We start from the raw sequence: 10,996 nt of genomic DNA, 5'->3' as shown, positions 1-10,996 counted from the left end.
ATCGCGATGTTCCCGTTCATTATGCCTTCCAGCACCGTGCCGGGCACTAGCCTGACCATGTGGGATGCCACCTCAAGCCTGCTGACGCTGAAAGTGATGACCTTCGCCGCCATCATCTTTGTCCCGATTATCCTCGCCTATACCGCGTGGTGTTATTACAAGATGTTTGGCCGTATCACCAAAGAACACATTGAGAGCAATACGCACTCCCTGTACTGATTAAGGAGATTGAGCATGTGGTATTTTGCCTGGATTCTTGGCACTTTGCTGGCCTGTGCGTTTGGCGTGATCACGGCGCTGGCGATTGAGCAAGCAGAAGAGAGTGGCGCAAAGGATAAACAACACTGATGCGCACACTGATTCAGACGCTGTACCGTCTGATGGACAAGGGCCCGTTACGGGCCCTTTCGCTGATACTGGCGCTGTGGCTGGCGGGCTGTGTTATCTGGCAACCGTCACGCTTTGCCGCCCGCACGAGCGACTTAGCCATCTGGCATGGATTATTGATGATTTGGGCGGTGTGCACCGGCGTGATTCATGGTACGGGCTTCCGTCCATTGCAAACGCGCTGGCGAGCCGTGTTTTCACCGTTGCCTGCGATGATCGTACTGATTCTGGGAATCTATTGGTTCTATCATTGAGTCCCCAAGGCTGTTTTTTATCCGCTTTATTCGGGCGCTGACGTGAGTTTATGTCAGCGCCTGGTCAAGAAATATCCTGAAATTCCTTCCAGTTGTTAACGTGTGATAATTATTTTCTCCTGGCTCTGGCGGACCATTCCCAAGCCGATCTCACTTGCGTATAGTAGCAACGTTTAAAATGAGACCGGGATGTAGAGTGAGTACAACGCTGTTTCGCTGGCCGGTTCGGGTCTATTACGAAGACACCGACGCCGGTGGTGTGGTTTACCACGCCAGTTATCTTGCTTTCTATGAACGAGCACGTACCGAGATGTTGCGCCAGCACCATTTCAATCAACAAGCCCTGTTAGAAGAACAGGTGGCGTTTGTGGTACGACGCATGACGATAGACTTTGTTGCCGCAGCACGTCTTGACGATCTTCTGGATATCCAGAGTGAAGTGACCGCCATGACTCGCGCCACCATGACGTTCTCGCAGCGTATCGTGAATGCAGAAGGCAAAGTGCTGAATGAAGCAGAAGTCCTGATTGCCTGCATCAACCCACATCTAATGAAGCCGATTGCGCTTCCCAAGTCTATTGTCGCGGAGTTCAAGCAGTGACTGACATGAATGTTCTTGATTTGTTCCTGAAGGCGAGCCTTCTGGTCAAACTTATCATGTTGATTTTGATCGGCTTTTCTATTGCCTCATGGGCGATCATTATTCAGCGCACGCGCATCCTGAATGCGGCGGGTCGCGAAGCCGAAGCCTTTGAAGATAAGTTCTGGTCAGGCATCGAGTTATCGCGCCTGTATCAGGAAAGCCAGGGACGCCGCGATGAGCTGGGCGGATCTGAGCAAATTTTCTATTCGGGCTTCAAAGAGTTTGCCCGTTTGCACCGTGCTAACAACCACGCGCCAGAAGCGGTGGTCGAGGGCGCCAGCCGTGCGATGCGCATCTCAATGAACCGTGAACTGGAAGCGCTGGAAAACCACATTCCTTTCCTTGGCACCGTTGGTTCCATCAGCCCGTATATCGGTCTGTTCGGTACGGTGTGGGGGATCATGCACGCCTTTATCGCGCTTGGCGCGGTGAAACAGGCGACGTTGCAGATGGTTGCGCCGGGTATTGCCGAAGCGCTGATCGCCACTGCCATCGGTTTGTTCGCGGCCATTCCTGCCGTTATGGCGTATAACCGTCTGAACCAGCGCGTCAACAAGCTGGAGCAGGGCTACGACAACTTTATGGAAGAGTTCACGGCTATCCTGCATCGTCAGGCTTTCTCCACCGACAACACGAAGTAAGTCGAGGTTAACGATGGCCAGAACCCGTGGTCGCGGGCGCCGCGACCTTAAGTCGGAAATCAACATAGTTCCACTGCTGGACGTACTGTTGGTGTTGCTGCTCATCTTCATGGCAACCGCGCCGATTATTACGCAGAGCGTGGAAGTGGATCTGCCTGATGCGACCGACTCGAAAACGGTCTCAACGGATGATAATCCCCCGGTCATTGTTGAAGTGGCTGGCGTCGGGCAATACAGCCTGGTGGTGGATCACGATCGTATGACGCAGCTGCCGCCGGAACAGGTGGTGAGCGAAGCACAGCGTCGCATTGAAGCCAATCCGAAGACGGTGTTCCTGATTGGTGGAGCGAAAGACGTGCCTTACGACGAAATCATCAAGGCGTTGAACCTGTTACATCAGGCAGGCGTGAAATCTGTCGGTTTGATGACACAGCCGATTTAAAGCGAACCGTTTTTGGGATCCGAGAGTGTCGAAGGTAACCGAGCAGAACGACAAGTTAAAACGCGCGATAATCATTTCGGTGATTCTGCACATCGTGCTGATCGCCCTGCTGATCTGGAGCTCGTTTAACGAAAAGATCGAATCCAGCGGCGGTGGCGGCGGCAGTGACATTGATGCCGTGATGGTCGATTCCGGCGCGGTGGTTGAACAGTACAACCGCCAGCAGAATCAACAGCGTGACAGCCAGCGTGCTGCACAACAGCGCCAGAAGCAGGCACAGCAGCAGGCTGAAGAGTTACAACAGAAGCAAGCCGCTGAGCAGCAGCGTCTAAAAGAGATGGAAAAAGAGCGTTTGCAGGCGCAGCAGGAAGCCAAAGAGCAGGCCAAACAGCAAGCTGAGCAGCAGAAGGCGGCTGAAGCGGCCGCGAAGCAGGCGCAGGATCAGCAGAAAGCTGCAGAAGCGGCTGCCGCAAAGGCCAAGGCTGATGCCAAAGCTGAAGCGGATGCGCAGGCTAAAGCGGCGGCAGATGCCAAAGCGAAAGCGGTAGAAGAGGCGAAGCAAGCAGCAGCGGACGCGAAGAAGAAAGCGGACGAACAGGCCAAAGCAGCGGCTGCTGAAGCGGCGAAAGAGAAAGCGGTAGAGCAAGCCAAAGCCGCCGCCGAAGCGAAAGCGCAAGCAGCCGCCGAGGCCAAAGCGCAGGCTGCAGCTGATGCGAAGGCGAAAGCCGCTCAGGAAGCTAAAGAGGCTAAAGAGCAGGCTGCCGCAGAAGCAAAAGAAAAAGCCGCAGAGGCAGCGAAAGAGAAAGCGGCTGCCGATGCGAAAGCGAAAGCGGATGCTGCCGCGAAAGCGAAAGCTGATGCAGCAGCCAAAGCGAAAGCAGCCGCAGATGCTAAAAAGAAAGCCGCTTCTGAAGCTGCGAAGAATGAAAGTGACGTTGATGACCTGTTAGGTGGCCTCTCGTCCGGTAAGAATGCACCGAAAAGTGGCACGGCTTCTGGCGGTGCGGCAGGGCAGGGGAATCAGAAGAAAGCGGGTGCATCAGGCGCTGAGATTAACTCTTACATGGGCCAGGTCGTTGGTGCGATTCAAAGTCGCTTCTACGATGCGGATACCTTTAAGGGTAAAGAGTGTAATCTGCGTATCAAATTGGCACCTGACGGTTTGCTGATTGATGTCAAAGCAGAAGGTGGCGACCCGGCATTGTGCCAGGCTGCAATCACCGCCGCGAAGCAAGCTCGAATTCCTAAGCCGCCATCGCAAGCGGTGTATGAAGTGTTTAAAAACGCCCCAATGCGTTTCAAACCGGAATAATGCAGTAACTCACGGCAGGTTGAACTAAGGTTAGCTTGCCGTAATTTATGAACACTCGTGTTTTTCAGGAACTGTGCGAATTATCGTGGACTCAGGTTCAGATAAGGGAGAAAAGATGAAGCAGGCACTTCGTGTAACCTTAGGTTTTTTTGTACTGCTGTGGGCAGCGATGCTGCACGCAGAAGTGCGCATTGAAATTACGCAGGGCGTGAACACCGCACGCCCAATTGGAGTGGTGCCGTTCAAATGGGCTGGCCCAGGCGCGGCGCCAGAAGACATTGGCGGCATCGTCGCGGCTGACTTGCGCAATAGCGGTAAATTCAACCCGCTGGATCGTTCACGTCTGCCACAGCAGCCGACCAGCGCGCAGGAAGTGCAACCTGCTGCCTGGAGCGCATTGGGTATTGATGCGGTTGTCGTGGGCCAGGTTACTCCAAACCCGGACGGTAGCTACCAGATCGCTTACCAGCTGGTAGACACCGGCGGTGCACCTGGCACGGTGCTGGCGCAGAACTCTTACAAAGTCACTAAGCAATGGCTGCGTTATGCAGGCCACACCGCCAGTGATGAAGTGTTTGAGAAGCTGACTGGTATCAAAGGCGCATTCCGTACGCGTATCGCGTATGTGGTGCAAACCAACGGCGGCCAGTTCCCGTATGAACTGCGCGTATCAGACTACGATGGCTACAACCAGTTCACCGTGCACCGTTCACCAGAACCGTTGATGTCACCGGCATGGTCTCCAGATGGCAGCAAAGTGGCCTACGTGACCTTTGAAAGCGGTAAGTCGGCGTTAGTGGTACAAACGCTGGCAAACGGTGCCATCCGTCAGGTGGCTTCTTACCCGCGCCACAACGGTGCGCCGGCCTTCTCGCCGGATGGTACAAAACTGGCGTTCGCGCTGTCTAAAACTGGCAGCCTGAACTTGTACGTGATGGATCTGGCCTCAGGTCAGACGCGTCAGGTGACCGACGGTCGCTACAACAGCACCGAACCGACCTGGTTCCCGGATAGCCAGACACTGGCCTATACCTCGGATCAGGCAGGTGCGCCTCAGATTTATAAAGTGGGTATCAACGGCGGTGCGCCACAACGTATTACCTGGGAAGGTTCTCAGAACCAGGATGCGGATGTGTCAACTGACGGCAAAACCATGGTGATGATCAGCAGCGCCGGTGGCGCTCAGCATGTCGCCAAACAGGATCTGGTAACGGGAGCCGTTCAAACAATAACGGACACGTTCCTGGATGAGACGCCAAGTCTGGCGCCTAACGGCACGATGGTAATCTATAGCTCTACTCAGGGGATGGGTTCCGTGTTGCAGTTGGTTTCAACAGATGGGCGTTTCAAAGCGCGTCTTCCGGCAACTGATGGACAGGTCAAATTCCCTGCCTGGTCGCCGTATCTGTAATGCATGAGTCCCCTGCATAGCGGGGGATGACAATGTATAGCAAACAAAATAATAGGATAAAGAAATGCAACTGAACAAAGTGCTGAAGGGTTTGATGCTGGCTCTGCCGGTAATCGCGGTAGCTGCATGTAGCTCGCACAAAAACAACAACAACGACCAGACTGGTATGGGCGCAGACAACGGCGCTTACGGTGCTGGCCAGAACGGTAACATGTCTTCTGATGAGCAAGCGCGTCTGCAGATGCAGCAGCTGCAGCAGAACAACATCGTTTACTTCGGTCTGGACAAGTATGACGTGGCTTCTGACTATGCTCAGATGCTGGATCAGCACGCAGCATTCCTGCGCGGCAACCCGTCTTACAAAGTCACCATCGAAGGTCACGCGGATGAGCGCGGTACCCCAGAGTACAACATCGCCCTGGGCGAACGTCGTGCTAGCGCAGTGAAAATGTACCTGCAGGGTAAAGGCGTTTCTGCTGACCAGATGTCTATCGTTTCTTACGGTAAAGAAAAACCAGCTGTACTGGGTCATGACGAAGCGGCTTACGCTAAAAACCGTCGTGCCGTACTGGTTTACTAAGAGCATTACATGATGAGTAACTTCAGACTTCATCTATTGAGTCTGTCGTTACTGGTTGGCGTAGCGGCCCCCTGGGCCGCTAATGCCCAGGCGTCAATCAGTAGCGTTGGCTCAGGCTCGGTCGAAGACCGTGTCACCAATCTTGAACGTATCTCCAATGCCCAGGCTCAGCTTCTGCAGCAGTTGCAGCAGCAGATGAGTGACAACCAAAGCGATATCGATTCGCTACGCGGCCAAATCCAGCAGAACAGCTATCAACTTAATCAGGTGATTGAGCGCCAGAAGCAGCTCTATCAGCAGATCGATACGTTGAGCAGCGGTAATGCCGGCGCACAGGCGAACGGTGGCGGTGATGCCGCAGCGGCGGGCGCAGGTGCAGCAGCGGGAAACGCTGATGCAGGTGGTAGCAATGCCAGTGGAAGTTCCGCTGCCCCTGCACAAACCGGCGATGCGAATACCGATTACAATGCGGCAGTTGCGCTGATTCTTGAGAAGAAACAGTTCGATCAGGCCATCACGGCCCTGCAGGCGTGGGTGAAGAAGTATCCTGACTCCACCTACCAGCCCAATGCCAATTACTGGCTCGGTCAGTTGTATTACAACAAGGGCAAGAAAGATGATGCCGCTTATTATTTTGCCACTGTGGTAAAGAATTACGCGAAATCGCCGAAAGCCCCGGAAGCGCTGTTTAAGGTTGGCGTGATCATGCAAGAGAAGAACGATACGGCGAAAGCCAAAGCGGTCTATCAACAAGTGATCAAACAATTCCCGACCAGCGAATCTGCCAAGCTGGCGCAAAAGCGTCTGGCTGGGATGTAATTTGTGCAGCAGAGACCGGATTTCGTATGATTTCTGGTCTTGCAGCATGAAAGGTAAGCAATTGAGTGATTTGGTGATAAATAAGGGTTGCGCCCTCCCGCTAAATCAGTAATATATGCCGCCGTTGCCCGGGCAGTTTAACAAAGCGTCCGGCAGCCTGAAGATGGGTCGTTAGCTCAGTTGGTAGAGCAGTTGACTTTTAATCAATTGGTCGCAGGTTCGAATCCTGCACGACCCACCATCTTAACCTGCTGTATGTTAGATGTTTTCTTCAGAAGCTTCACAACCTTGATGGGTCGTTAGCTCAGTTGGTAGAGCAGTTGACTTTTAATCAATTGGTCGCAGGTTCGAATCCTGCACGACCCACCATCAAGTTTAAAGTTGTAAGCCGCTCCTCGAGCGGGTCGTTAGCTCAGTTGGTAGAGCAGTTGACTTTTAATCAATTGGTCGCAGGTTCGAATCCTGCACGACCCACCACTATGTAGAAAGGCGCCCTAAAGGCGCCTTTTTGCTTTTCTGCGTTTCTCAAAAATTTTAGCTGAACTTGCTATGAGTCCGAAGCGTCAGTCTTTCCGTGTGGGCGGATGGCAAAGGAGTCTCATTCAGAACTAAAATTTGGTGGGATTGCTATGAGTCCGTGCGTCAGCCCGTCAAGGCGGGACGGATCGCGAAGGAATCTCACATCCCTGTGGATCGGCCTCGCCATCCATGGCTCGGACGCTTCGCTCTTCCGCTCCCGCCTTGCCGGACTTGTTTGGCTTTGGTTATGCTTTTAAAAAAACGCAGAGATGTGCCATGAAGGCGGCAATAAGGGGCGGTGGAGTAAAGCTTGTGGCGCAGGGATGCGCCACCAGAGCCTACAGGGATGTATTTACGGCGTCTTTACGTAACCGCCCCTTATTGCCGACTGGAACGCACTGTCGTTGTTTTGCAGGCGACTGGAGTGTACAAGCGATGATCCCATTGCCGAAAAGAAGGCCCAGTCATGCCTTTTTCTCTTTCTCAGCCGATTTCTCAGGCGTCAAACTCTTCCAGATATGCAGCACCGCATAGCTACGCCATGGGCGCCAAACCTGCGATAACTGCTCTGCCACTTTGGCACTCACCCCACCGAGGTTATTACGAATCGCAATATCCTCTTTAGGGAACGCATCCGGCCAGCGCAGGGCGCGCATGGCAATATAACTCGCCGTCCATGGCCCTACGCCTTTCAATGCCAGCAGCTGCTGCTGAACCACGTCAGGATTCACCGCGCCATTAAAGCGCAGCGCACCGGAGGCGCATGCCTGTGCCAGCGCCTGAATCGCCTGCGAGCGAGCGCTCACAATACCGAGGCTAGCAATATCATCAATGGTTGCGCTAGCGAGGGATTCCGCCGTCGGAGGCAGGCGAGAAAGTTCCGGCCATGGTGTCACTAATGGCTCGCCAAACCGCTGCGCCACGCGGCTGCTTAACGTGGTGGCCGCTTTCACCGTCACCTGCTGGCCAAGAATTGCGCGCACCCCCAACTCAAAGCCGTCAAACGCCCCAGGAACGCGCAATCCCGGATAACGTGTCAGACTGTCAGCTAATAGCGGATCCTGGCTTAGCTGCTCGCTGATGCGCTGTGGTTGGGCATCGAGATCAAACAGATCGCGCAGGCGACGCAGCAGGGCAGGCAAAACCGGGGTTAAGGTAGTAGTGAACTGCACCTTGAGTGCCTGCTTCTCCGGCAAATGGCTGACGCGTACCCAGCCCCGACAGTTCCCCAGCGCCACGGTGCGGTGATAAGCGCCTTCACTGACCCACTCGGCCTCCTTCATCACACGCTGCTGAAGAAAATCCAGAATGGCATCCCAGTCGTAAGGTGGGCGATAACTCAGACGCAATTCCGCGCTCTCTTGTACGGTGGTCACGCTCTCCGGCTGACTCTGCTTGCGCAGGCGCGAAGGCGTCATACGGTAACGAGTCTGAAATACATCATTAAAGCGGCGCAAACTGCGAAAGCCGCTGGCGTAGGCGATTTCGGTAACGGGCAATGAAGTCTCCGTCAAGAGTTGCTTCGCCAGCAGCATGCGCCGCGTTTGGCGCAACTCCAATGGTGACACGCCCAACTCCTGCTGGATCACGCGGCGAAGCTGGCGCTCACTCAGGTTAAACTCGCCGGCGATGTCGGCCAGTGTCTCTTGCTCTTCTAGCAGGCCCTCTTCGATGCGACGAATCAACCGGTCAGCGATGCGATGATGACTATCGACCGGTGCGAAGCCCGGCGCTAACTCAGGACGGCAGCGCAGGCAGGGTCTGAAATGCGCTTTCTCGGCGGCTTCGGCGCTGCCAAAAAACAGGCAGTTCTTCTGCATCGGCGCTTTCACCGGACAAATGGGCCGACAGTAAATGCCGGTCGAGGTCACGCCAACAAAGAACACGCCGTCGAAACGACTGTCGCGCGAGGTCAGCGCCTGGTATGCAATCTCGGGATCAAACATCATCGTCTCCAGCAAATAAACCGGCTATACCTTTCCTACTTTAAAGCGCAGAAGCGCTGGCTGCTCTCGATCATCCGAATCACGTACTTGATAAAGTCATCGGGATGATGGACCTCCTAAAGGAGGTTCCCCTGCGGGCCAGCGCGGTTCAAATCGACTGTTCGATGAGTCTCTCGTTTGCCGCCTTCTTGCGCCTTGCATTATTTTGGGTATCGTCGCGCAAGTGGCAAAGCAAAACTCGCTGCTTTCGGACAGCTAACCAGTTTATGCTCATGACCGAAAACAGCCAGTTTATCGCGGCAGAAGTGCGATAATGACACACTGATTTATGCCGGAGGTGCCTTATGTATCATGCCAAAATCATTCCCACTCCAGTTGGTGAGCTGACGTTGATTGCGACCGATAACGGGTTATCAGCGATTCTGTGGGAAAACGAAGGCTCGCAACGCGTGCCACTGAAGCCCATCAGCCGCAACGATCAGCATCCGATCCTGTGTGAGGCCGAGCGCCAGCTGCGTGAATACTTCGCCGGAGAGCGTCAGCAATTCGACATGCCTTACGACACGGTCGGCACTGAATTCCAGAAAAAAGTCTGGCAAGCGCTGCTGACGATTCCGTTTGGTGAAACCCGCAGTTATCAGCAAATCGCGGAACAGATCGGCAACCCGAAAGCCATGCGCGCGGTGGGGGCGGCCAACGGTAAAAATCCTCTGTCGATCATGGCGCCCTGCCATCGGGTGATTGGCAGTAACGGTAAGCTCACTGGCTTCGCAGGCGGTCTGGCGGTCAAAGCGTTCTTGCTGGAACTGGAAAACCCGCAGAAATCGTTAGGTGGCTTGTAAACCGCATAAAAAAGAGACGACACTCTCGCGCAATTCCGCTATCGTGTTTAGCATATAAAACACGATAGCGGTTTTGATGCCGCATCATCGCTGTAACAGGCGATTTTGTTAAATTGAGAAAACGAGAGCCGTGTCATGAGTCTGATGTTCGATCCTGAAAGCGCGATTTATCCCTTTCCGCCGAAACCGGCGCGTCTCAGCCAGGATGAAAAATCCCACTACATCTCTGAAATCAAACGCTTATTAAAAGAGCGTGATGCGGTGCTGGTCGCGCATTACTACACCGATCCTGAAATTCAGGCGCTGGCGGAAGAGACCGGCGGCTGCGTCTCGGACTCACTGGAAATGGCGCGCTTCGGCAGCACCCATCCGGCAAAAACGCTGCTGGTGGCGGGCGTGCGTTTTATGGGCGAAACCGCCAAAATTCTCAGCCCGGAAAAAACCGTGTTGATGCCGACGCTGCATGCAGAGTGTTCACTCGATCTAGGCTGCCCCATTGAGGAGTTCAATCGCTTCTGTGATGAACATCCGGACCGCACGGTGGTGGTGTACGCCAACACCTCAGCCGCGGTGAAAGCGCGCGCGGATTGGGTTGTCACCTCCAGTATTGCGGTGGAGCTGATTGAACATCTCGACAGTCTCGGTGAGAAAATTATCTGGGCACCGGATCGCCATCTGGGCCGTTACGTCACCCAACAGACCAAAGCGGACGTGCTGTGCTGGCAGGGCGCGTGCATCGTGCATGACGAGTTCAAAACTCAGGCCCTGCAGCGCATGAAAACGCTCTATCCGGAGGCAGCGATCCTCGTACATCCGGAATCCCCACAGGCGATCGTCGATCTGGCGGATGCTGTCGGCTCCACCAGCCAGCTGATTCAGGCGGCGAAAAACCTGCCGCATCCGCAAATGATCGTCGCTACCGATCGCGGCATCTTCTACAAGATGCAGCAGGCGGTGCCGGACAAAGAACTGCTGGAAGCGCCGACGGCAGGTGAGGGCGCGACCTGTCGCAGCTGCGCGCACTGTCCGTGGATGGCGATGAATGGCCTGAAAGCCATTGCCGAAGGACTGGAGCACGGCGGCAGCGAGCATGAAATCCATGTCGATGATGCGCTGCGCGAAGCCGCATTGATACCGCTTAACCGCATGCTAGACTTTGCAGCACAACTCAAACTCAAGGTGAAAGGGAACGCGTAAGGC

General features: G+C 54.6%; 13 protein-coding genes and 3 tRNA genes. 15 read left to right on the top strand and 1 reads right to left on the bottom strand.

Annotated features, from left to right (window positions below):
* The 13 genes from H7A81_RS11235 to H7A81_RS11175 all read left to right on the top strand — a co-directional run.
* Positions 1 to 219: cytochrome d ubiquinol oxidase subunit II (locus H7A81_RS11235; protein WP_182057520.1), on the top strand; the 219-nt coding region annotated here is incomplete at its 5' end.
* A gap of 15 nt (positions 220 to 234) precedes the next feature.
* Positions 235 to 348, top strand: coding sequence for a cytochrome bd-I oxidase subunit CydX (gene cydX, locus H7A81_RS11230; protein ID WP_058962355.1), 114 nt, complete (start codon positions 235 to 237; stop codon positions 346 to 348).
* Positions 348 to 641 (top strand): cyd operon protein YbgE, encoded by a 294-nt coding sequence (gene ybgE / locus H7A81_RS11225; RefSeq protein ID WP_045833524.1) that lies wholly within the window; start codon positions 348 to 350, stop codon positions 639 to 641. Before cydX ends, ybgE begins: the two co-directional genes overlap by 1 nt.
* A 178-nt stretch (positions 642 to 819) precedes the next feature.
* Positions 820 to 1,242 carry a tol-pal system-associated acyl-CoA thioesterase gene (ybgC, locus tag H7A81_RS11220; RefSeq protein ID WP_202404442.1) on the top strand — a complete coding sequence of 141 codons (423 nt, stop codon included), beginning with the start codon at positions 820 to 822 and terminating at the stop codon, positions 1,240 to 1,242.
* Entirely contained in the window at positions 1,239 to 1,925 is a 687-nt protein-coding gene (tolQ, locus tag H7A81_RS11215; RefSeq protein ID WP_034829162.1) for a Tol-Pal system protein TolQ, read from the top strand. The genes ybgC and tolQ overlap by 4 nt, the downstream gene beginning before the upstream one ends.
* 13 nt (positions 1,926 to 1,938) lie before the next feature.
* Entirely contained in the window at positions 1,939 to 2,367 is a 429-nt protein-coding gene (gene tolR, locus H7A81_RS11210; RefSeq protein WP_034829164.1) for a colicin uptake protein TolR, read from the top strand.
* Positions 2,368 to 2,392: 25 nt separating this feature from the next.
* Positions 2,393 to 3,679, top strand: coding sequence for a cell envelope integrity protein TolA (tolA, locus tag H7A81_RS11205; RefSeq protein WP_182057519.1), 1,287 nt, complete (start codon positions 2,393 to 2,395; stop codon positions 3,677 to 3,679).
* Between the two features lie 115 nt (positions 3,680 to 3,794).
* Entirely contained in the window at positions 3,795 to 5,090 is a 1,296-nt protein-coding gene (gene tolB / locus H7A81_RS11200) for a Tol-Pal system beta propeller repeat protein TolB (RefSeq protein WP_182057518.1), read from the top strand.
* 64 nt (positions 5,091 to 5,154) lie between these two features.
* Positions 5,155 to 5,670, top strand: a complete 516-nt coding sequence (gene pal / locus H7A81_RS11195; protein ID WP_034829168.1) for a peptidoglycan-associated lipoprotein Pal — start codon at positions 5,155 to 5,157, stop codon at positions 5,668 to 5,670.
* Positions 5,671 to 5,679: 9 nt separating this feature from the next.
* On the top strand, positions 5,680 to 6,489 hold the full coding sequence (gene cpoB, locus H7A81_RS11190; RefSeq protein WP_166933049.1) for a cell division protein CpoB: 810 nt from the start codon (positions 5,680 to 5,682) through the stop codon (positions 6,487 to 6,489).
* A gap of 165 nt (positions 6,490 to 6,654) precedes the next feature.
* Positions 6,655 to 6,730 (top strand) — tRNA-Lys (locus H7A81_RS11185).
* Positions 6,731 to 6,782: 52 nt separating this feature from the next.
* Positions 6,783 to 6,858 (top strand) — tRNA-Lys (locus tag H7A81_RS11180).
* A gap of 32 nt (positions 6,859 to 6,890) precedes the next feature.
* Positions 6,891 to 6,966 (top strand) — tRNA-Lys (locus H7A81_RS11175).
* 506 nt (positions 6,967 to 7,472) lie between these two features.
* Here the strand turns inward: H7A81_RS11175 and H7A81_RS11170 are convergent.
* Positions 7,473 to 8,954: an AlkA N-terminal domain-containing protein gene (locus H7A81_RS11170; RefSeq protein ID WP_182057517.1), complete on the bottom strand. Its 1,482-nt coding sequence runs from the start codon at positions 8,952 to 8,954 to the stop codon at positions 7,473 to 7,475.
* 344 nt (positions 8,955 to 9,298) lie between these two features.
* Here H7A81_RS11170 and H7A81_RS11165 point away from each other — a divergent pair, with 344 nt between their 5' ends.
* Positions 9,299 to 9,796 (top strand): methylated-DNA--[protein]-cysteine S-methyltransferase, encoded by a 498-nt coding sequence (locus tag H7A81_RS11165; RefSeq protein WP_034829173.1) that lies wholly within the window; start codon positions 9,299 to 9,301, stop codon positions 9,794 to 9,796.
* A gap of 135 nt (positions 9,797 to 9,931) precedes the next feature.
* The gene (gene nadA / locus H7A81_RS11160; protein WP_097117408.1) at positions 9,932 to 10,993 is read left to right on the top strand and encodes a quinolinate synthase NadA; all 1,062 of its coding nucleotides are present in this window, start codon (positions 9,932 to 9,934) and stop codon (positions 10,991 to 10,993) included.
* Positions 10,994 to 10,996: the final 3 nt, after the last annotated feature.

It is taken from the genome of Pantoea sp. ME81 (assembly GCF_903970985.1).
Taxonomy (GTDB): Bacteria; Pseudomonadota; Gammaproteobacteria; order Enterobacterales; family Enterobacteriaceae; genus Pantoea; species Pantoea communis.
This window is presented reverse-complemented; position numbering and strand designations above follow the sequence as displayed.